Raw genomic sequence first — 22,054 nt, 5'->3', positions numbered from 1 at the left:
TATTACGCCAGGCGGTTTTTATATAGTTTTTTAACATGATACTAATAATTTATTCACTTCTTAAGCTTTTAACCGGATTTGCCAATGCGGCTTTAATTGCCTGAAAACTAACAGTAACAATAGATAAGAGGGTGGTTAAAAATGCGGCTATTGCAAACACCCAAACAGTAATATTTACCCGGTATGAATAGCCTTGAAGCCAGCTATGCATTCCATACCAGGCTATTGGAGTAGCTACAATAAATGAAATAGCCACCAGCTTTAAAAAGTCTTTTGAAAGCATAGAAGTAATGCTTAATACAGAAGCCCCTAATACTTTTCTTACCCCTATCTCTTTTATGCGGTTTTGGGCCATATAAGTTGCAAGGCCAAACAGTCCGAGGCAGGATATGAAAATAGTTAAGCCGGCAAACAACGAGGCAAGCACACCTGTACGTTGTTCATCCTGAAATTTACGGGCATACTCTTCATCAATAAAATGATATTCAAAAGGATATTCCGGATTGTATTTTTTAAACACTGCTTCCGCAAGTTTTAAATTCTGAGCAGTTGTGTTTTTATTATTTAACTTAAAATGCACCACGTTAAACCATGATTTTGGCCCCTGTATAATCATAGCTTTTACAGGTTCGTACGGCGATTGTAATATAAAATCTTTCACAACTCCTACCACTTTTAGCTTATTGTCGCCACGTGTTACAATTTGTCCCACAGGATCTTTAAAGCCCATTATTTTTACGGCGGCTTCATTAAGTAAAATCGCAAGAGAATCTGTGGGATATGTTTTAACATCTAAATCCCTCCCCTTAATAATTTTAAGTCCCATAGTTTGGGTAAAACTCCCATCTGTGTTAAATACATTAAAATCTATCTTTTCATTTTGATTTTTGCCCGGCCAAGAAAAGTCCCACGAGTCACTCCAGCCTTGTGTAATGGGCGCGCTTGTTTTACTGACAGCAGTTGCAACACCACTGGAAATAAGTTCATTACGAATAAGCGAATAGTTTTTTTCAATATCACCCACTATCATAGTGTAAACTAAATTATCTTTTTTGTAACCAATGTCACGCTGTTGAGCATAATCCAACTGTTCTTTTACGATTATGGTGGAAATAATTAACACAATAGCGAAGGTAAACTGGGTTACCACCAATACCTTGCGCGGCGAAATTGAGGTATGAGCAGCTTTAAACGTACCCTTAAGCACTTTTACCGGTAGGAATGATGAAAGATAAAGTGCCGGATAACTACCAGATAACAGGCCGGTGAATAAAATAAACGATACCACAATGAGCCAAAATGAGAAACTACCAAATGGCATGAAAAGATGCTTATCTGTAAGCGTATTAAACCCGGGTAATGATAGTTGTACAATTATGAGTGCAACAATACCAGCCAGTATGGCTATCAATATAGATTCTCCTAAGAATTGAGCTATGAGACTGCTTTTACCCGCACCAACTACCTTGCGGATGCCCACCTCCTTCGCACGCTTTTCACTTCTGGCGGTACTTAAATTCATGAAATTTATACAAGCTATCAGCAATATGAAACCAGCTATAATACTGAACAGCTTGATAGTTTCTATTCTTCCTCCAGCTATTTTACCATTCTCGAATTTAGAGTAAAGACGCCATTTGGTTGCCGGATGAACAAATACATCTATATCTTTTATATCTGAGTGGCTGCGGGTTATATTTTTAACCTGTTTATCAAATTTACTTTCGGAAACACCCTTTTTTAATGTAATATAAGTTTGTACAGAATTATTACCCCAATTGTTATCTGGTCCTCCGTTCAACTTTTCCCAGTACGACCATGGTATAATATATTCAAAATCAAACTGTGTATTATTTGGCAGATCCTTCATTATACCGGTAACAGTAAAATAATCTACACTGTCAATCCTAATGGTCTTACCCATCGCTTCATCATTGCCAAAAAGCTTTTTAGCAGTTTTCTGAGTGATAACAATATTTTTCATGCTGTTCAGTGCTGTTTTTGCATCACCTTTTACCAGCGGAAAACTAAACATTGTTAAAAAATCGGGATCAGTAAAATCACCTCTTAAATTAAGATGCTTATCACCCAGCGTAAACAAAAAATCTGCTCCACTTACTCGTGTGGCCTCCTCTACTTGCGGATAATTCTGTTTTAATGCAGGTGTCATAGGTTTTGGAGTTGTACCCCAACTCCATAGTTTACCATCAAACACAGATTGATTATACATTTGGTAAAGACGATCTTTTTTCTCGTGAAACTGATCGTAACTTATTTCGTTTTGTACCCAAAATAAAATGAGTGCTGCACTTGCCATACCAACTGCGAGACCTGCTATGTTAATGGCGGTAAAACTTTTATTTTTTAATAAATTACGCCAGGTGATTTTTAAATAATTTTTAAACATAACCGATGTATTTAATTTACTTAGATATTCATTGGACTCATTCGCTTCTTAAACTTTTTACCGGATTGGCCAATGCAGCTTTTACCGACTGAAAGCTAATAGTTAGCACAGCAACCGTAGTAGCTGCTAAACCAGCCACAGCAAACACCCACCATGAAATATTTATTCGGTAGGCAAAATCCTGTAACCATAAATGCATTAAATACCAGGCAAGGGGTGACGAAATCACTATTGCTATCAGTACAAGCTTTATAAAATCTTTTGATAGCATTCCTATAATTGCACCAATGTTTGCTCCTAATATTTTCCGTATGCCTATCTCTTTGGTGCGCTGCTCAGCAGCAAATGCCGCTAAACCGAATAACCCTAAGCAAGCTATAATTATAGCCAATGCTGTAAAAATGATAAAAATGGTTCCTATCATTTGCTCAGAACGATACGATGCATCAAAGTCCTGATCCATAAATGAATAATCCATTTCAACGTTTGGCGAAACGGCCTTCCATTTCGCTTTTATTTGTGCCAATAACGCGGGAATTTTTGATGTTCCAACCCGGATACTTACAGCACCTGAATTGTGTCCGTATGTCATCACCATAGGTTCGATTTTTTCGTGTAAAGAATTAAAATTAAAATCTTGTACTATACCTATGATATGATAATCATTTACATTACGCTCACCCTTGCTATCGCCCCCTTTGGATTGATAGATAGTTTTGTTGATCGGGTCTTTAAAACCAAAGAATTTAGCAGCTGCCTGGTTTAATATTATTCCGCTTGTATCAGAAGAGATATCTTTTGAAAAATTGCGACCCGCAACTATTTTCATATTAAGCGTAGGGATGTAATCGGCATCTACCTCCCAGCTTTGCGGGAACATCGACTCCTTCTGACTCAAATTCGCATCTTTAAAATAAATGCGTGTATTTCGCCAACCGGATGTAGGCAGAAATCCGGTCATGGTAGCATTAACTACTCCGGGCAACTGGGTAAGACTCTGCTTAAATACACTGGCTTCATCCTTCAGTTCAAAAGCATTTTTAACAACAAGTACCTGATTACGATCGTACCCTAAATTTTTGGTTTGGATATAATTTAATTGGTTATAAATAACCAAAGTGCCTATTATTAAAAATATAGATATCGCGAATTGAAAAACAACCAGAAAATTACGCAACATACCGCCTTTAAAGCCGGTAGCTAACTTTCCCTTAAGTACGTCGATAGGTTGAAACGCTGATAAAAAGAATGCTGGATATGAACCGGCTAAAGAACCAATAATCAATATTATTGCTAATGCTAACGGCGTGAGCCATATAAGCGACTGCGCTGTAATAGCAATTTCTTTACCTGAAACCTGATTAAATAAGGGCAATAGTATTATCGCTGCTAACAGTGCTATTAACGTAGCGAAAAAAGTTAGTAATATTGATTCACAAAGGAACTGTGCAATAAGATATTTACGAGGTGATCCTAATACTTTGCGTACGCCAACTTCTCTTGCCCTGTTTGATGATCGCGCGGTAGAAAGATTCATGAAATTTACGCAGGCGATCAATAATATGAATAATGCTATTGCGGAGAATATATAAACGTATTGCACTGAACTATTGGCACCAAGTTCTCCGGTTAAGGTCGACTTTAAATGAATATCAGTGAGTGGCATCAGATTCAGCCGAAAATAACTTCCGCTTTTTTCAAATTCCTTAATGCTCATTTTAAGCTCGGATTTCATTTGATCACCACTAAACTTTTCAAGTAAATTTGGGAAACTCGCCTCCAGTTTTTTACTGTCCGCCTTATTTCTTAATAAAACATATGTATTATAATCACTCCTTAACCATTCGTTAGATCTGCTGTCAGGAAATGACTCCATTGATAGAAAAAAATCAAAATTAAAGTGAGACTGATTGGGTATGTCTTTTATCACACCTGTTACTTTAAAATTCTCATGATCATTAAACACAATAACTTTACCCAGAACATTAATGGTGTTAAAGTATTTTTTGGCTGTGCTTTCAGTAACAACTACTGAATTGGGCTCATTTAAAGCAGTTTTTGGGTCGCCGCTTATCATTGGTAATGTAAATACATTAAATAATGACGCATCAGCAAATGCCAGTCGGTTTTCAATAATATTTACGTTATTTTTTTTTACATGCGTAGCTCCCGCATTTTTTATTCTTACTGCATCTTCTACATATGGATATTCAGCCTTTAAAGTTTTAGCAAGAGGTGGCATAGCAACAGCATACTGCACACTATTGTCGCCTAATTTCAGGTCTTCGTTAACACGGAAAATTCTGTTAGCATTTATATTATACCTGTCGTAGCTTAACTCATCAACTACATAAAAAACGATAAATAAACAAGTTGTTAAACCTAATGCCAGGCCTAAAATATTTATTAAAGTGAAACTTTTATTTTTACTTATACTGCGAAATGCAGTTTTCAGGTAGTTTTTAAACATGGCAATTAGTTAAAGTTAGTTTATGTTGGTTCTAACTATTCATTTTTCAAACTATTGACCGGATTAGCTAAAGCTGCTCGGATAGTTTGAAAACTGATGGTTATTAATACAATAGTCAGGCTTAGTATTCCGGCAAATACAAACATCCACCATTGAATAGCAATCCTGTATGAAAAATTTTCCAGCCACATATTCATTGTATACCAGCCTATAGCAGATGCAATTATAAAGGCTATTAAAACAATATTCACAAACTCTTTAGATAAAGTTGCTGTAATATTTATTACCGAAGCTCCTAATACTTTACGTACACCTATTTCCTTTTTTCTTCTCAATGCTACAAATGCGGCAAGGCTTAGTAATCCTAAACTGGAAATAAACAATGCAAGGCCGCCAATTATTGCTATCATAGTGCTTACCTGTTGATCTGACTGATACACTTGTTTAAAGTGTTCATCCATAAATTCATAGCTAAACTGATCATCATCGGTAACACGCTTCATTGTCTGTTCAATTACCTTAAGCGTGCCGGAAATATTAGCAGGTAATACTTTAATATATAATTGGGTTTGCCACACGGGCATATCTACAGAACTTATTATTAGCGGCTCTATCTTTGAATGGAGATTACTGTAATTAAAGTCCTTTACTACGCCAACAATTACACCCGGATCAAATCCGCCACTCAGATTAATTTGTTTTCCAACAGGATTTGCGTAGCCAATTTGCTTGGCAAGGGTTTCGTTTATCAGGTATTGATTTGATGGATTTTTATTAAAAGTTTCGCCTGCAATCAATTTCATCTTAAAAAAATCGATATAATTGGGTGCGGCATTTTCCATATTTACGGATATATGCTTTGCCTCTCCGTTAGGAGCCTTATAATCAATACCATATAATCCACCGTTGCCACCCAGTTCCATATAGCCGTTAGTTACATCAACTACTCCATTAATTTTTGCCAAATCCGATCTTACAACTGTCAATTTTTCGGCTGCTTTAGTATCCAGGGGGATTTTTATGATTTGGGTGTAAGCAAAACCCAGGTCTTTTTGTTGCAGATATTTCAATTGCTGAGTAATAACAATAAGGCTTATCATAAAAACTACAGCTATAACTAACTGTCCGGTTACCAGAACATTACGCAAAGAGCTTTTTGAACTGCCAAACAGCACTTTTGATTTTAACGCTTTATTGATCTTAGCCGATGAAATGAGTATTGCTGGATAGGCGCCGGCTAATAAAGTAGTGAACACTAATATGGCAGCAAATAATAAAAGGTTATTATGCTGATAAAGTGTATTCATCGTAAGCTCACGGTTTACAAGTTTATTTAAAGCCGGCAAAAAGGCTGCTATTAAGCCTACGGCTATAAAAAGCGCCATTAAAACTGAAACTAACGTTTCGGTCAAAACTTGCAGAACAATTTGTGTGCGTTTTGCACCTATAATTTTTTTAATAGCTATTTCTTTACCACGATACCCGGCTATTGCAATGGTTAGGTTTATAAAATTCACACAACCAATAAGAAATACAGCTAACGCAATAATGATAAATATATTAATGTATTTACCATCAATTTTATTATAATTATAATAATCATAGTTAATATCAACAGATTGGGCATGTATTTGGCTTAAAGGCTGCAAGCGGATATCTATCCCTGTGTTTTTGATATGAATGGATTTGGTTAGTTTTTGTTCCAGTGCGGCAATGTTTTTATTATCTGCAATTTTAACATAAGTGGGGCCAAGTAAAATGCCATAATTATCGCCCAAATAGCCCTTTAAGAATTCATCAGGAATGGGTAATAAACCTTCAATTTGCATATGCGAATTTTGAGGCATATCAGCTATTATACTGCCTACAACAAAATAAGTTGCGGATGTATCCGATTTATGCAATACTATAGTTTTGTTGAGTGCAGATTCGTTACCAAATAATTTATGAGCTAAACTTTTAGTAAGGGTTATACTATTTTGCGTTTTAATAAAGTTCGCTTTATTGCCGCTTATAAATTTCACATTAAAGAAATCGGCAAATGAGGTGTCTGTACAAGCTATTTGATCTGTTTTTATTTTTTTTCCATTATATTCTAAAGTAATTGAAGGATATATAAACGGAACGGCCGGAAATACACGGCTATAATTACTAATTTCATTATGACTGGCTTGTAAAAAGGGGGCTATAGGGGGGCCAACTGCTGCAGAGAGAGATGGTGCGGTGCCATCATAATGAACATATTCATTTAATCTGTAGATTTGTTTGCTGTTAAGCACATTATCATCAAAGCTTACTTCGTTTTTAACAAACAGGCCTATTAAAACGCAGGTAGCAATACCAACTGCTAAACCAATAATATTTATGGAAGTATAAACTTTGTTGCGCATCAAACTGCGGATGGCAACCTTAAAATAATTTTTCACCATGATGCCTACAGATTATAATGCATTCTCAAGCATCCCCATCGCTTTTTAAGGCGACGGGGCGATGCCGGAGGCACACTTAACTATATATTAATTCACTAAAAAGCTAAAGTACTATACCATTATATTTTCCATTACCGTTTGACCATCCAGCAAACGGATAATACGATGACTGTAACGGGCATCATGCTCGGAGTGAGTAACCATTATAATGGTCGTTCCTTGTTCGTTCAAATCGGTAAGCAGTTCCATTACGTCATTACCATTGCTGCTATCCAGGTTACCGGTAGGCTCATCCGCCAGTATTAGTTTTGGTTTATTTACAACAGCGCGGGCAATAGCCACACGTTGCTGCTGACCACCGGATAATTGCTGCGGATAGTGGTTGCGTCGGTGCATAATCTGCATTTTGTCTAACACCTCTTCTACCCTTTTAACACGTTCAGATGAACTTACTCCGGTATAAATCAACGGTAGTTCAACGTTTTCAAAAACAGTTAATTCATCAATAAGGTTAAAGCTTTGGAAAACAAAACCGATATTATGCTTCCTTAAGTCGGCACGTTTACGTTCATTGAAGTGTGCAATTTCAACACCATTAAAAACATAACTACCTTCGTCCGGGTCGTCAAGCATTCCCAGAATATTTAGCAAAGTGGATTTTCCACAGCCTGATGGCCCCATTATGGCCACAAACTCGCCGGTATTAACTTCCATAGAAAGTTTGTTTAAAGCGATGGTCTCCACCTCTTCTGTACGGTAGAATTTCTCAAGGTTTGTAATTTTTATCATAAGCCCCTCCTAAATCCTTTCTTGCGTCCGGATTCTTTTTGTTTTAATTGTTTAATTGTGATTATATGTCTTTTATAAATTTTTATTAATTATATCAATGGCTACTGTTTCAGCACTAATTCCTGAATATCCCCATAATTTTCATAGCTTGATGTTATAACTTTATCACCAGGTTTTAATCCTTGCAGTAATTCATAGTAATCAGTGTTACCTCTTCCAAGCTGTATATCAACCTTGTATGCATATTTTCCGTCCTCACTAACCTTAAATATCCAGTTTCCTCCTGTTTGCTGGTAAAAACCGCCCTTTGGTACAAGAAGCGCGGTAGTCTCATCGCTCAAAGCCAAACGTATTTGTAAGGTTTGCCCCTTGCGTATGCCTTTAGGAATATCACCAACAAATTGCATGTCTACCTGAAAACGGCCATTTGTAACTTGTGTAAATACCTTTTTTATAACCAGTTTGTATGTTTTATTGGCAAATGTAAAATCTCCCTTTAAACCATTATATATGCGTGAAAGATAGTGTTCTTCAATATCAACCCTAACCTTAAATCCATTTTGCGCATCTATCTGTCCTAAATGTTCTCCTCGGTTCTTGTTTTGTCCAACTTCGGCATCCATAGAGGTAAGCTGCCCGTCAATAGGTGCCCTAACAGTAAGGTCAGCAACTTTTCTGCGCATCAGTTCTAAAGTGCTTCGCATGTGCGCATACTGCTCACTGGCCTGTTGTTGTTCCTGTTCTGTTAAAATGGTATCCTGTTTTAATATTTGAGTAGTAAGTCTTTTGCGTCTTAACTGGTAATTGTAATTATTTTCAGCTGCTTTATATTCTTGTAAGCCTATAGCTTTTTGTTCATAAAGTTTCTTATCCAGATTGTATATCCGTTCAGCTTCCTTAAATGCATTATCAACATCCGCCATTTGATTTAATTTGGTGATGGTATTTTGTTGCGCATTATTATGCGAGATCTGCATTTGCGTTTGAGCTGCATATACCGCAGTTTCCTGATTAGCCAAATTTAACTCCAGATCCGTATTTGATAGCCTAAGTATCGGATCCCCCTTTTTTAAATCAGCCCCATCCTCCACAAATTTTTCTTCCACACGCCCGCCTTCAACAGCGTCCAGGTAAATAGTAGTAAGCGGCATAACTACACCATTTACAGGAATAAACTCCTGAAACGGCCCTTTTTTAATTTCACTTATAGTAATACGCTCAGTATCAACATTCAGCTTGCTTTTTCCAGATGTAAAATAAATGCTTCCTGCAACCAATATAACTACGCCTGATATACCCGCAATGGTCATCAGTCGTTTAGTGCTCCATTTCTTTTTTTGTATAACTCTATCCACAGTAATTAATAATATTTTGTTATTGAATACAAAAACACATGCCACAAATTAAAAGTCTGTATTTCAATATTTTAAGCTATAAACCTGTATTTGCACCGTACGCTTCTGTTACAGCAAGTGTTCGGTTATGATACAATGCAAAATTACCCTGTAAATGAATATTTAATTACTCCTGATTGATTTTCAGTTTAATAGATGTATTAATATAAATGGTATGATATTTAACACTCAATTGCTAATTTGCACCTATAAATAAATTACAATATAAACCCCTGACCCTTTATACTATGATCTTAAAAAAAGCAACTGTTTTAATTGTTGATGATGATCCGGATGTGCTTACCGCAGTTAAGTTATTACTTAAGACAGAAACTCAGGAAATAATCACCGAAAAAAATCCTGAAAATTTAAACTGGTTGCTACAGCGCAATCAGGTTGATCTGGTTTTACTGGATATGAATTTTAACAGTGCAATAAACACCGGCAACGAGGGCATATATTGGCTGCGCAAAATAAAAGAATGGAAACCTAATGTTTGTGTGGTAATGATAACTGCTTACGGCGATATTGATCTGGCGGTACGCTCGTTAAAAGAAGGCGCAAACGATTTTGTTGTAAAGCCATGGCATAATGAAAAACTTATAGATACCATCAAAGATCTGCTGGATAAGAAAGAGGGAGTAAAAACGTCCAAACCCTCAAAAAGTAGTAACGGGCAAACCAATATCCTCGGTGAGTCAGAGGTTATGGAAGACATCTTTCATAAAGTGAATAAAATAGCCCCTACTGATGCCAATATTTTAATATTAGGTGAGAACGGGACAGGTAAAGATTTGATGGCTAAGGCAATTCATGAACGTTCTTTAAGGGCAGATAAACCCTTTGTGAAGGTAGATGTGGGAGCTTTAACCGATTCCTTATTTGAAAGCGAATTATTTGGTCATAAAAAAGGTGCCTATACCGATGCAAGAGAAGACCGTGCCGGCCGTTTCGAAGAAGCTGAAGGTGGAACACTTTTTTTAGATGAGATAGGTAATATCAGCCTTCAGCAGCAAGCTAAGCTACTCACCGTTTTGCAAAACAGACAGGTAACGCGGTTAGGTACAAATAAGGCCGTTGATGTTGATATTAGATTGATCTGCGCAACAAATTTGCCTTTATCCGAACTGGCTAACGAAAATCGCTTTCGTAAGGATTTGATTTATAGGATAAACACAGTGGAGATCAATATGCCACCACTTCGTAAACGAAATGATGATATCATAATATTAGCTGAGCATTTTGCCAAATTATATGCGGGTAAGTACCTTAAAACTGCTATGCAATTTGATGTAAGTGCTATTCAAAAATTAAAAACTTATAATTACCCGGGAAATGTACGTGAACTGCAATATACCATAGAGCGTGCAGTAATTATGGCGGATGAACCGGTATTAAAAGCTGATGATCTGATATTTTCCATATTGGAAAATTCAACGGATGCTATGCCGGAACAGGAAAGTAACGTGCCTTTAAGCACATTGGAAAAGAACGCCATACTACGTGTAATTGATAAACACAATGGTAACATAACACGCGCGGCAAAGGAATTAGGATTAACGCGCACCGCTTTATACCGCAGATTAAGTAAATATGATATTTAACCGTTATGAATGGCGGCTGGTGCTGCGGGTTTTGTTGTTATTTATTGCGGTAACTGCTACCTCTTTTATCGTCGTAAATACCTCGTATTGGCCTTATGCCGGTATCACCGTTCCTTTAGTGATATATTCAGTATTAGAATTAATACGATTTCAGAAAAAAGCACAGGAAGAGGTAAATCAGTTTGTAGAATCTATCCATTATCGTGATTTTTCGAGACATTTTGATGTTCGTAAGGCACCTAATGAATTAAAGCCCCTGCGTAAAGGGTTTAATGAGATTAATACAACATTTAAACTTATTAGCCGCGAACGCGAAACACAATATCATTACCTGCAAAAAATATTAGAGTTAGTAGATACAGGTTTACTGTCCTATGAGCAGGAAACCGGAGAAACAGGCTGGATAAATGAAGCATTTAAGACTTTATTAGGTATCCCCTATCTTAAAACCATACACTCGCTTGAGAAACGAGAGCCTGACTTATATACTGACATTATGAAGTTAAAACCGGGTGATGGCAAGGTGTTGAGTATTACCCGTAATCAGCAGCAGGTGAAAATGCTGGTTACAGCCAGTATTATGCGGAGCGATGATAAATTATATAAACTCGTAGCCTTTCAAAACGTAAGCGAAGCATTAGATGAAACAGAATCTAAAGCATGGCAAAAGTTACTGAACGTAATGACTCACGAAATTATGAACTCCGTTGCACCTATTTCCTCATTAGCAGATACTTTGAAAAATCGTTTGAAAAGTCCGGATATAACAGAAAGTCACTTGAGTAATGAATTGGAAGATCTGGAACTTGGAATTGATACTATTAAGAGGCGTAGCGATGGACTGCTTAAATTTACGGAAAGTTATCGTAGCCTGAACAAAATAACGAAGTTAGATCTCGAAAAAATAAGGGTTCGTAATATGTTCGAGAACCTGAACAGCTTAATGCGCCCCACACTTGAAAAAAAGAAAATTGAGCTTGATATCATATTACGTGACCCAACATTGACTATTGAAGCGGATATCAACTTAATTGATCAGGTAATGATAAACCTGTTAATAAACGCCATTGAGGCAGTAAAAGAACGGGATAATCCGCTTATTACTTTATCTGCAGAGGTATTAAGTAATAACAAAACTTTAGTTAAAGTGATGGATAACGGCATGGGTATGCAACCCGAGTTATTAGATAAAATATTTATTCCTTTTTTTAGCACGCGTAAAACAGGCAGCGGAATTGGGCTGAGTTTATGTAAGCAGATCATGTTGCTGCACAAAGGCAACATACAGGTGCAATCAACAGAGGGTAAAGGTTCTGCTTTTATATTAACGTTTGCTCAGCAAAACAAATAGTAAGGCTGTAATATCAATTAAAATACTTATTTGTAATTTTACTATACAAAATTTAAACATCATGAAAAAGTTGCTTTTATTTTCACTCGTTTGCTTGTTTATCGTAAAAACTAATGTTTTTGCACAATCGCCAATGCCGGGAAGCCAGGAAGTGATGCAACAGGCTTATGCAAGGGCTGCTAAAGAAAATAAAAATGTGATGCTGATATTTCATGCGTCGTGGTGTGGTTGGTGCAAAAAAATGGAAGCTTCGCTAAACGACCCTACGTGTAAAAAAATGTTTGATGATAACTATGTGATAACTACGTTGGATGTTATGGAACAACCCGAGAAAAAGAATTTAGAAAATCCCGGCTCTATGGAGATGATGACTAAATTTCATGGTGAAAAGTCCGGCTTATCATTTTGGGTTATATTGGATGCCAAAGGAAATGTTTTGGCAGATAGCCAGGTAAGGCCTGCCGGTGCACCCATGGATACTTATGGCGATAATGTAGGTTGCCCCGCCAGTGAAGAAGAAGTGGCCTATCTTACCAAGATATTAAAAACCACTTCCAAATTAAATGATAACGACCTTGCAATTATCAGCAAACGGTTTGCTCTAAATAAACCTGTACCTGCACCAAAATTAGCCGCCGGAACTAATTAGATTGTAAATACCATCCAATTATGCTTCCCTTTATTTAAAAGACATAATAGCACCTGCTTATGTCCTATTGGGGTTAGTATGCTCCTGCCAATTTGTCAAATATTTCTGTTTGGAACGCGCATTGTAATTGCGTTTAGTGACTTATATAATAACTTAACAAACACATTATACCATGCAAGAAAAAGGAACAATTTCGATCCACACCGAAAACATTTTTCCAATTATTAAGAAGTTTTTATACTCTGATAATGAGATATTTCTGCGAGAGTTAGTATCAAACGCAGTGGATGCCACACAAAAAATGAAACGTCTTGCTTCATTGGGCCAATTCAATGGCGAACTTGGTGATCTGCGTGTTGAAGTAGCATTTGATGAGGACAAAAAGACAATAACTATATCAGATAACGGTATAGGTATGACTGCTGATGAAATAAAAAAATACATCAATCAGATAGCCTTTTCGGGAGCTACCGAATTTATGGAGAAATTTAAGGAAGCTAAAGATGCGAACGAGATCATTGGACGTTTTGGTTTAGGTTTCTATTCAGCATTTATGGTCGCCGATAAAGTGGAAATTGAAACGCTTAGTTATCAGGAAGGGGCTAAACCAGCCCATTGGACTTGCGACGGAAGTACTGAATTTGAAATAAGCGAAGGCTCCCTTGAAGAAAGAGGCACAGAGATAACGTTGCACATCAATAAAGAATCGGAAGAATTTCTCAGCAAATATCGTCTGCAGGAAATACTGGATAAATACTGCAAGTTTTTGCCTGTACCTGTTAAATTTGGTACCACAACTGAACAAGAAGAAGACGGCGTTGAAGAGGACGGTAAACCAAAATACAAATCAGTTGAGGTTGATAATATCATTAATGACACCACCCCTATCTGGACAAAATCACCAAATGATTTAAAAGATGAGGATTATCTTAAATTCTATAAAGAACTTTATCCATTTAGTGAAGATCCTTTGTTTTGGATTCATTTGAATGTTGATTATCCGTTTAATTTAACGGGAGTATTGTACTTCCCTAAACTGAAGAATGATTTTGAATTCCAAAAAAATAAGATCAAATTATTCTCCCGTCAGGTATTTATTACCGATGAAGTAAAAGATATAGTACCTGAATTTTTAATGTTACTACATGGCGTAATTGATTCACCGGATATCCCATTGAATGTTTCGCGCAGTTTTTTACAGGCAGATAGTAATGTTAAAAAAATAAATAGTTATATCACCAAGAAAGTAGCTGATAAGTTAGCAGAGTTGTTTAAAAATGACCGCAAAGCTTACGAAGACAAATGGACCGATATTGGCTTATTTGTAAAATACGGTATGGTGAGCGAGGATAAATTTTACGATAAAGCTAAAGATTTTGTGTTGCTTACTAATACCAAAAAAGAAAATTATACACTTAATGAGTATAAAGAAGAGGTAGAAGCTGCACAAACCGACAAGGAGGGGCAGTTAGTTTACTTATACACTAACGATCCGCAAAAGCAGGATGCCTTTATACAGTCGGCCGGTAAAAAAGGATACGACGTATTACTGATGAACTCTCCTATTGATAATCACTTTATCAGTCATTTGGAGCAGAAACTTGAAAAGACATCTTTAAAGCGTGTAGATGCTGATGTTGCCGATAAATTGATAAAAAAAGACGATGCACCAGAGCATATTTTAACTGAGGAACAATCAGCGAAAGTTAAAGAAATATTTGACAAGGCTATAAATAAGCCAGCTTATAAGGTGGAACTGGAAAGCTTAAATCCGGATGAACTGCCTGTAACTGTTACTATGGATGAGTTTATGCGCCGTATGAAGGATATGGCAGCCATGGGTGGCGGTATGGGCTTTTACGGTAATATGCCAGACAATTATAAAGTGGTTGTTAATGCTAACCACAAATTAATAAGTCGCATTTTAGAGGATGATAATGCCGATGCCCAAGCCAAGTTGGCGAAACAGGCATTCGATCTTGCACTACTCTCCCAAGGGTTGTTAACAGGTGCCGAGCTTACCGAATTTGTTAACCGAAGTGTTAGCTTAATTTAAGTATTATAGAAAGTGCGGAATTTTTATTCCGCACTTTCTATTTATAACAGCGCACGAATCTAAATATCTAAAAGGAAGATCAATTCGTAAACATAGATTTTTTATTTTGTTGCAAAAGTGAAAGCAAAGTATCCATTTTTATGGGTTTAGAAATAAAATCATTCATACCTGCACTGTAGCATTCGTCCCGGTGTTCTATCATTACATTAGCAGTCATAGCAATAATACGAGGCTGACTTCCATTGTTTTTACGGATATGGCGCGTAGCTGTTAAACCATCCATGTCGGGCATTTCCATGTCCATCAGTATCAAATCATATGGTTGCTGATTTAATAGTTCTATAACTTCTAAGCCATTGTTAGCTAAAGATGGCTGATAACCTAAACGGTCGAGGATTTTTAATATTACCATTTGATTCACCTTGTTATCTTCAGCCACAATAATTTTTAACGGATTAGTCAGCGCAAAATCTTTTTGAAGCAAAACTTGTGGTTTTTGTTCAGTTGCCGGCCGTAATTTAAGTGCTGTTAATAAGGCATGTGCTAAGGCTTGTTGTTTAACCGGTTTGGTAATTATAGCAGTAAATAAATGTTTATTTTTTCTTCCGACATCATTACCTATTTGACTTAATAAAATTATAGGTACTGTTGGATTTTTTGCTTTAATAGCAGTTGAGAGCATTACTTCATCCATGTCTGCTAACCTGAAATCGGTTATTATTAAATCGAAATGCTGGTTAGTATCTAAAATAGATAGTGCTTCATTAGCGGTAATTGCACTTACAGTGTTTATTTTCCATAATTCCAGTTGTCTGCATAATAATTGCAGGCTCGTTTTATTATCGTCCACTACCAGCACGTGCAAACCTTCTACTCCGGACATGTCAGGCTTTATAACTATATTTTCTGATTGCCGGGTTAATTCGCACTTAATTGTAAATTTAAAGGTACTGCCTTTGCCTGCTTCGCTCTGTACTGTAATATCCCCGCCCATCAGATTTACCATGCGCTTGCAAATTAAAAGCCCAAGGCCTGAGCCTCCATAATTTCTTGCGGTAGCCGTATCAGCTTGAGCAAAGGGCTCAAATAAATTTGGAAGTTTTTCGGCGGATATGCCTATGCCAGTGTCAGTTACTTCAAATTCAACTTCAATATTATATTCATCGTGAGTTTTTAACTTTACTCCCAAAAACACCTCACCTTCTCGTGTGAATTTTGTGGCATTTCCTACTAAATTAATTAGTACCTGCCGTAAACGCATGCTATCGCAAATTATACGTTCCGGCAATTTATCATCAATATGATACAATAATTCTACATCGCTCAACGCAATCTTACCTCCAAATACATCAAGCAAATCTTCCACACATTCGCGTAAAGAAAATTCGTGTTGGTCAAGCACCATTTTGCCTGACTCTATTTTAGAAAAATCAAGCACATCATTAATAACACTTAATAAAGCTTCACCACTCTGAATAATTGCGTGAGTGTACTCCTTCTGTTCGTCATTAAGCTCGGTTTCCTGGAGTAATCCTGCCATGCCCATTACACCATTCATTGGTGTGCGAATCTCATGGCTCATGGTGGCTAAAAAGATACTTTTAGCCTCATTAGCATTTTTGTGTCTGAAAACATCGAGCTGTTTGCGGTATATAACGATTAAAAAACATACAACTATTGTGAATGAACACATCATAGCTGTTATTACAAGTACATCAATATTGTCTTTTATTTCGTTCATCAATTATTGCCCTAAAAAACAACAGATACATAATCAGTACAAAAGTAGCATGAATATCCCATATAAATAATTTAATATCCCCGCTCGCTTTTTGACTGACAATATTGGAGAAAATAAACTGAAATAGAGAGCTACAAAAATATATCATAAACCCTGCAGCTACCAATCTGCCTGATCTTGTGATTAGTGCTGAATTCTTTAAATCATGTTGTATAGTAAAATAGCACCCGGTAATCAAAATTATAATTAAAGCCTCTAACGGACGTGTATAGGTATTAAATTCATAAATACTTTGAAAAAAGCAAAAATTAACAATACATAATAAAGGAAATAATATCATTATACCCTTTATCCATTTATGAATCTTACCCGGCCCGAATGCTTTTAAATAATAGAGCATTATAGCAACTATTTCTATTATGGTATAAAAATGTAATAAAGGCAGATTATTAATATGGTGATCTGCCAGAATTATTCCGGCAACATTAATTATAAACGAAGCTATTAAATACACCAGTAATGTTCTTAAAGGTGTATTTATCTTTTTATAATAAAGTAATCCTGCTACAATTGGGATTAGCGTACTTGCAGGCACAAAATATCCCAGATAAAATGAGGATAAAGATTTCATTATTTAAATCCTTATACACTACCGCCAAAAAGAGGGCTTTCCGGGTCGCAGCAATCCGGGCAAGGCTTGGTAAAATCGTAAATGTTTGAGTCGTCTCCTCCTCCAAACTTTGATCCATCCTCACCGGTAACCACCCCTGGAGCATATATAATATCGTCTCCAAATGGTTTGGTATCATTTATCTTTACCAATACCATAACAAATTTCACTTCGTTTTTAATGTCTTCAGAATACGGAGTGTTAAGGGTGAAGTAAGCACGTACACCTGCAATGGTGTCATCAGCGCGGCATTGCTCGGCCATGTCTTCAATGTCTTCCTTTGATATATATACTGCTTTAGGTATTTTTCGATCATCCCGGGCGGCAACATTATTTTTCATAAAGTTCCTCCAGTGAGTTGTTCTTTCAATAGCAGTAGATACAGGAATAATTACTCTTGTGGGTTCGGCTTTTAATAGGTTTTTCATTTTCTTTTTTAAAATAATTTAATTGCCTTAAAATAGCACATTTATTTGAATTAACTAAAAAAGCAACGCTTGAATTTAATAAAGAAAAAAACAAATATTAAGACGCTTCACAACTAAAATACATTCGGCTGCGGCCTCTTAAAACTCAAGCATTTATTAACTGTAGAGTGGACTTGTGGGGTCGCAACAATCCGGACAGGGTTTTGTGAAATCAAACACATTTGAATTTGCCGTATCATTTTGTCCTGTGTCAAACTGATTTGATATATCAGAGTCTGTTTTAACAACATCAACATAATCAAAGGGTAGTCTTTCTTCTCCTGCCTTTACAGGTACTATCAGAAATGTTAACCGGTTTTCGTTCCCTTTAACATGTTTTTCATCAAGTGTAAAGTAAGCTCTTACCCCCATAAGTAAATCATTTGCCTGTATTTCCTCGACTAAATCTAAAAGATCTATTTTTGATATAAACACGGCTTTAGGAACTTTTTTATTGTCAGAGAAATGCGCACCCATAAAAGATCTCCAATTCTCAGTTCTTTTAATGGCCGTTGAAATGGGGATCTTCACCATGGTTCTTATTGGCATAGAAACTTTTTCTTCTTTCTCATTGTGGTTTTCCTGATTTTTCATTTTTACTCCTTTTTGCTATAAATTTATAGTAATTATCTTACAATGAGAAGTTTATTGAATTAAATTGAAAACAAATTTTATTTATTAATTTCAATTAGTACTAATTATATTAAACAATAGTAAGTCCAAATTTTCTTTTGATACTTCAGGGTAATATTTATTATTTGTGAAGTGTACCACGGTAAGTCGTTCTTGTAGTTAGTTTTTTGGTGATCAAAATGGTATTGTGCGCTACGCTTTATACGGATAAATCAGTTTGAAAAACATAAAGAAGGTTCATAATGAGTAAAATATTTGCTTTTATCTTAAAACGCTTTATTTAATTATATTAGAGCCGATGAAGATATTATTCTGGGTTAGTTTATTTATTACTGTTTATACCTATATAGGATATGGGGTGGTGATATATATACTGCTAAAAATCAGGAAAGCACTAAACATTAAAAGGCCTGTTTTTAAAACAATTGAATTCCCGACACTTACCATGATCACAACGGCTTATAACGAAGCTGCTATCCTGGAAGAGAAAATCAGGAATACGATCAATCTTAAATATCCCGATGGTAAGTTGAATTTCATATTTGTTTCAGATGGATCTACTGATGGCTCTGAAGATATTATAAACAAATATCCCCAGGTTAAATTAGTAAATAATTGGCCGCGTAAGGGTAAGATGCATGCCATAAACACAGCCATGGAACATGTAAATAGCGAAGTGGTAGTATTTACCGATGCCAATACATTTTTAAATGAATACGCGCTTATCAATATTGCACGTCACTATGCCGATCCTTCTGTGGGGGCCGTAGCAGGAGAAAAAAGGGTGGAAAGTACCACCGGAGACGGAACAGCAGGCGAGGGTTTTTACTGGAAATACGAGTCGACGCTTAAAAAGTGGGATTCGGAACTATATACCGCGGTTGGTGCAACCGGTGAGCTACTAAGTATGCGGCGCGAACTGTATAAACCACCACCTGCAGATACCGTGCTGGATGACTTTATGCTTTCAATGTCAGTTACGCAAAAACATTTAAGACTTGTTTACGAGCCTGATGCATGGGCAACAGAATTCGGCTCGGCAAGCGTGGGTGAAGAATTGAAACGAAAGATACGCATAGCGGCAGGCGGAATACAATCTATACTGCGCCTTACCGATTTGTTAAATCCTTTCAGATACCCTATGCTTTCCTTTCAGTATATAAGTCATCGTGTACTACGATGGACGATTACACCATTTATGCTGATTATAGCCTTTGTTGCTAATTTTTTAATAGTTACTAACCAGGGTGGTGTACATTATATGGTTGCCTTGGTATGCCAACTGTTTTTTTACTTGTCTGCCTTTATGGGGTATTTATTACGCATAAAGCCCATCAAAATCAAGCTCTTTTTTATTCCTTATTATTTTTGCATGATGAATTATGCTGTAATAGCCGGTATTATCAGATATTTTTCTACAGGTCAAAATGCCATGTGGGAAAAATCCAAAAGGCAAGTAGGATAATAGCGCTTATTACAAACCTAATCACCTTTCTTATTGCCCAGGTATTAGTACCATGAATCGACCCGTTGCAGAGTCCTGATTATGAACTTAACCGACATTGGCAATTGTAAGCAATCGTAATGTTTCCCGATCCCTTATACCATTAAAATATTTTACTAATACCTGTGCAAACACCGGATCTGAATCAGGTAAGGCCCCGAATAAGGTCATAGATGATTTCAATTTCAGGTTATCCGGGCTGCCGAATATTCGTGTCGCATCATCATCTTCCAGTTTCACCAAAGCGGTTGATATTTCGATCAGGCGTTGTCCCAAAACAGGGTGCCGCAGGTAATTTACTGCCTCTGCCAAATTCTTTATCGCATAAAATTTACTGGTCTCACTAAACCCAAGTCCGGCTATCTGCGGAAAGATATACCACATCCAGTGACTGCGTTTACGGCCGCTTTTTATTTCTGCTAATGCAATGTCATAATCCCGTTCCTGGGCGCTTAAAAATCTGTTAAGGTCATACATCATTTATATAACAAGTTTAAAGGCCAAATTGATTCCGGTTTTCATCATTTTTGCAGATTTAGCTATACGGAGCTTCAAAGTTCCTGCAAACCCGCTCTTATCAGCAGGATAGCGCCGTGTTCCGCTTTTCGACTTTTTTGTAACATTTCATTTCTATAAGCGTACGTATTTTGTTAATGATTATGGCGACATAATTTTAGTAACCTCCATTCTTCGCTTTTTTATTTTTGATGGTGAATTGACACCAAATGACTGGGATGTTCTCATCTTTTAACAGTTTTAAGTGAATAAATGAATAATTACATCCCGAAATTTTTGCTCAGTGGTGGGCGTTTAGATGAAATTTGGCTCAGATTTCTGATCTTTTGCAGTATTTTTTGAGCGCATATTTATTATATCAAATATCTGTATTACAGCTAATTAACTATTAAAAACACCCCGAATCTAAAAATAAAGGTGGGTGTGCGTTTGGGTGTCAGAAATGGTGTATTCGGAAGGATCGAGAAGAACTACTAAAAATAAAAATGCCTTGTAAATCAGTGACTTACAAGGCTATCATTTTGGTAAATTACCAATTTGTGCGCCCACCTGGGCTCGAACCAGGGACCAAAAGATTATGAGTCTTCTACTCTAACCAACTGAGCTATAGGCGCTGAAATTTTTACTATTTTCGAGGCGCAATATTACGTATTTGCACTCAATTAACAAAAATGAAAATGAAAAATATCAAGAATATTATTTTCGATTATGGTAATGTTATATTCAGTATTGATTTTCGTAAAGCGCAATCGGCTTTCAAACATCTGGGTATCAATAATACTGAGGAATTTTTCGGCCACAGAAACCAGGATCAGATATTTGACAAATTTGACCGGGGAGAAATTTCAGAAAGTGAGTTTAGAGAATATGTAAGAAAAAAAACAGGTAATCCAACTATTAGTGATCAACAGATAGATGATGCATGGAACAGTTTGCTTGTGGGTGTCGCCCCCGGGAATCATGAATTATTGTTAAAATTTAAATCTAAATACCGTACATTTTTATTAAGTAATATTAATGCCATACACTACAGCTATATTATGAGATACCTTAAAAATGAATTTGAGTATAATGACAATGAACACCTGTTCGAGAAAACTTACTATTCGCATTTACGGGGTAAGCGCAAACCCGAAACCGCCTTTTTTGAGCAGGTATTAAGCGAGAATAATTTGATGCCACAGGAAACATTATTTATTGATGATAGTCCGCAACACCTGGAGTCAGCAGCTAAGTTGGGCATACAAACTTTCTTGATGACCACCCCTGATACACTGGCCAAATTTACCGAGCGTGAAAATCTGGTTTAATTAAAAATGAGCTTAAATTAATTAAACTAAAAAAGATCGTCTGGATATAAGTATTAATGCAACC

The 22,054-nt window shown here is 36.4% G+C and carries 16 protein-coding genes and 1 tRNA gene; 6 read left to right on the top strand and 11 right to left on the bottom strand.

Annotated elements, in window-relative coordinates:
- Positions 1–49 precede the first annotated feature (49 nt).
- The 5 genes from I5M19_RS07640 to I5M19_RS07620 all read right to left on the bottom strand — a co-directional run bounded on the left by I5M19_RS07640 (position 50) and on the right by I5M19_RS07620 (position 9,450).
- A complete protein-coding gene (locus I5M19_RS07640; RefSeq protein ID WP_200065609.1) occupies positions 50–2,407 on the bottom strand; it encodes an ABC transporter permease in 2,358 nt (785 codons plus the stop codon).
- Between the two features lie 37 nt (positions 2,408–2,444).
- The gene (locus tag I5M19_RS07635; protein WP_200065608.1) at positions 2,445–4,877 is read right to left on the bottom strand and encodes an ABC transporter permease; all 2,433 of its coding nucleotides are present in this window, start codon (positions 4,875–4,877) and stop codon (positions 2,445–2,447) included.
- Between the two features lie 35 nt (positions 4,878–4,912).
- Positions 4,913–7,306 (bottom strand): ABC transporter permease, encoded by a 2,394-nt coding sequence (locus I5M19_RS07630; RefSeq protein ID WP_200065607.1) that lies wholly within the window; start codon positions 7,304–7,306, stop codon positions 4,913–4,915.
- A gap of 111 nt (positions 7,307–7,417) precedes the next feature.
- Positions 7,418–8,095 (bottom strand): ABC transporter ATP-binding protein, encoded by a 678-nt coding sequence (locus tag I5M19_RS07625; RefSeq protein WP_200065606.1) that lies wholly within the window; start codon positions 8,093–8,095, stop codon positions 7,418–7,420.
- Between the two features lie 101 nt (positions 8,096–8,196).
- Complete coding sequence (locus I5M19_RS07620; protein WP_200065605.1) at positions 8,197–9,450, bottom strand: efflux RND transporter periplasmic adaptor subunit; 1,254 nt, start codon at positions 9,448–9,450, stop codon at positions 8,197–8,199.
- Positions 9,451–9,737: 287 nt separating this feature from the next.
- On the opposite strand from I5M19_RS07620, the gene I5M19_RS07615 reads away from it, so the two are divergent.
- The 4 genes from I5M19_RS07615 to htpG all read left to right on the top strand — a co-directional run bounded on the left by I5M19_RS07615 (position 9,738) and on the right by htpG (position 15,149).
- Positions 9,738–11,093 (top strand): sigma-54-dependent transcriptional regulator, encoded by a 1,356-nt coding sequence (locus I5M19_RS07615; protein WP_200065604.1) that lies wholly within the window; start codon positions 9,738–9,740, stop codon positions 11,091–11,093.
- Positions 11,083–12,444, top strand: coding sequence for a sensor histidine kinase (locus I5M19_RS07610; RefSeq protein WP_200065603.1), 1,362 nt, complete (start codon positions 11,083–11,085; stop codon positions 12,442–12,444). The genes I5M19_RS07615 and I5M19_RS07610 overlap by 11 nt, the downstream gene beginning before the upstream one ends.
- 61 nt (positions 12,445–12,505) lie before the next feature.
- Positions 12,506–13,093, top strand: coding sequence for a thioredoxin family protein (locus I5M19_RS07605; RefSeq protein WP_200065602.1), 588 nt, complete (start codon positions 12,506–12,508; stop codon positions 13,091–13,093).
- 172 nt (positions 13,094–13,265) lie between these two features.
- Positions 13,266–15,149, top strand: coding sequence for a molecular chaperone HtpG (htpG, locus tag I5M19_RS07600; protein WP_200065601.1), 1,884 nt, complete (start codon positions 13,266–13,268; stop codon positions 15,147–15,149).
- Positions 15,150–15,228: 79 nt separating this feature from the next.
- Here htpG and I5M19_RS07595 read toward each other — a convergent pair whose 3' ends face one another.
- The 4 genes from I5M19_RS07595 to I5M19_RS07580 form a co-directional block, all read right to left on the bottom strand.
- Entirely contained in the window at positions 15,229–16,890 is a 1,662-nt protein-coding gene (locus I5M19_RS07595) for a response regulator (protein WP_200065600.1), read from the bottom strand.
- Complete coding sequence (locus I5M19_RS07590; protein ID WP_200065599.1) at positions 16,865–17,521, bottom strand: hypothetical protein; 657 nt, start codon at positions 17,519–17,521, stop codon at positions 16,865–16,867. Before I5M19_RS07590 ends, I5M19_RS07595 begins: the two co-directional genes overlap by 26 nt.
- A gap of 11 nt (positions 17,522–17,532) precedes the next feature.
- The gene (locus tag I5M19_RS07585; protein ID WP_200065598.1) at positions 17,533–17,988 is read right to left on the bottom strand and encodes a hypothetical protein; all 456 of its coding nucleotides are present in this window, start codon (positions 17,986–17,988) and stop codon (positions 17,533–17,535) included.
- A 156-nt stretch (positions 17,989–18,144) separates the two neighbouring features.
- On the bottom strand, positions 18,145–18,621 hold the full coding sequence (locus tag I5M19_RS07580) for a hypothetical protein (protein WP_200065597.1): 477 nt from the start codon (positions 18,619–18,621) through the stop codon (positions 18,145–18,147).
- A 337-nt stretch (positions 18,622–18,958) separates the two neighbouring features.
- Between I5M19_RS07580 and I5M19_RS07575 the strand changes: the two genes are divergently transcribed.
- Complete coding sequence (locus I5M19_RS07575) at positions 18,959–20,125, top strand: glycosyltransferase family 2 protein (protein WP_200065596.1); 1,167 nt, start codon at positions 18,959–18,961, stop codon at positions 20,123–20,125.
- Positions 20,126–20,212: 87 nt separating this feature from the next.
- On the opposite strand, the gene I5M19_RS07570 is transcribed toward I5M19_RS07575, so the two are convergent.
- Together I5M19_RS07570 and I5M19_RS07565 are read right to left on the bottom strand one after the other, a co-directional pair.
- Positions 20,213–20,644, bottom strand: a complete 432-nt coding sequence (locus I5M19_RS07570) for a DUF1810 domain-containing protein (protein WP_235985779.1) — start codon at positions 20,642–20,644, stop codon at positions 20,213–20,215.
- Between the two features lie 576 nt (positions 20,645–21,220).
- Positions 21,221–21,294, bottom strand: a tRNA-Ile gene (locus I5M19_RS07565).
- Between the two features lie 63 nt (positions 21,295–21,357).
- Here I5M19_RS07565 and I5M19_RS07560 point away from each other — a divergent pair.
- Positions 21,358–21,990 carry an HAD family hydrolase gene (locus tag I5M19_RS07560; protein WP_200065595.1) on the top strand — a complete coding sequence of 211 codons (633 nt, stop codon included), beginning with the start codon at positions 21,358–21,360 and terminating at the stop codon, positions 21,988–21,990.
- Positions 21,991–22,054: the final 64 nt, after the last annotated feature.

Source organism: Mucilaginibacter segetis (assembly GCF_016522075.1).
GTDB classification, from domain to species: Bacteria; Bacteroidota; Bacteroidia; order Sphingobacteriales; family Sphingobacteriaceae; genus Mucilaginibacter; species Mucilaginibacter segetis.
Note: the sequence above shows the minus strand (reverse complement) of the source record. Positions and strands in the feature narration are given on the sequence as shown.

Coding starts and splice junctions, on each gene's coding strand:
- I5M19_RS07605 (WP_200065602.1), top strand. CDS start 12,506: ATGAAAAAGTTGCTTTTATTTTCACTCGTTTGCTTGTTTATCGTAAAA.
- I5M19_RS07595 (WP_200065600.1), bottom strand. CDS start 16,890: ATGAACGAAATAAAAGACAATATTGATGTACTTGTAATAACAGCTATG.
- I5M19_RS07590 (WP_200065599.1), bottom strand. CDS start 17,521: ATGAAATCTTTATCCTCATTTTATCTGGGATATTTTGTGCCTGCAAGT.
- I5M19_RS07630 (WP_200065607.1), bottom strand. CDS start 7,306: ATGGTGAAAAATTATTTTAAGGTTGCCATCCGCAGTTTGATGCGCAAC.
- I5M19_RS07575 (WP_200065596.1), top strand. CDS start 18,959: ATGAAGATATTATTCTGGGTTAGTTTATTTATTACTGTTTATACCTAT.
- I5M19_RS07625 (WP_200065606.1), bottom strand. CDS start 8,095: ATGATAAAAATTACAAACCTTGAGAAATTCTACCGTACAGAAGAGGTG.
- I5M19_RS07580 (WP_200065597.1), bottom strand. CDS start 18,621: ATGAAAAATCAGGAAAACCACAATGAGAAAGAAGAAAAAGTTTCTATG.
- I5M19_RS07585 (WP_200065598.1), bottom strand. CDS start 17,988: ATGAAAAACCTATTAAAAGCCGAACCCACAAGAGTAATTATTCCTGTA.
- I5M19_RS07560 (WP_200065595.1), top strand. CDS start 21,358: ATGAAAAATATCAAGAATATTATTTTCGATTATGGTAATGTTATATTC.
- htpG (WP_200065601.1), top strand. CDS start 13,266: ATGCAAGAAAAAGGAACAATTTCGATCCACACCGAAAACATTTTTCCA.
- I5M19_RS07635 (WP_200065608.1), bottom strand. CDS start 4,877: ATGTTTAAAAACTACCTGAAAACTGCATTTCGCAGTATAAGTAAAAAT.
- I5M19_RS07615 (WP_200065604.1), top strand. CDS start 9,738: ATGATCTTAAAAAAAGCAACTGTTTTAATTGTTGATGATGATCCGGAT.
- I5M19_RS07570 (WP_235985779.1), bottom strand. CDS start 20,644: ATGATGTATGACCTTAACAGATTTTTAAGCGCCCAGGAACGGGATTAT.
- I5M19_RS07640 (WP_200065609.1), bottom strand. CDS start 2,407: ATGTTTAAAAATTATTTAAAAATCACCTGGCGTAATTTATTAAAAAAT.
- I5M19_RS07610 (WP_200065603.1), top strand. CDS start 11,083: ATGATATTTAACCGTTATGAATGGCGGCTGGTGCTGCGGGTTTTGTTG.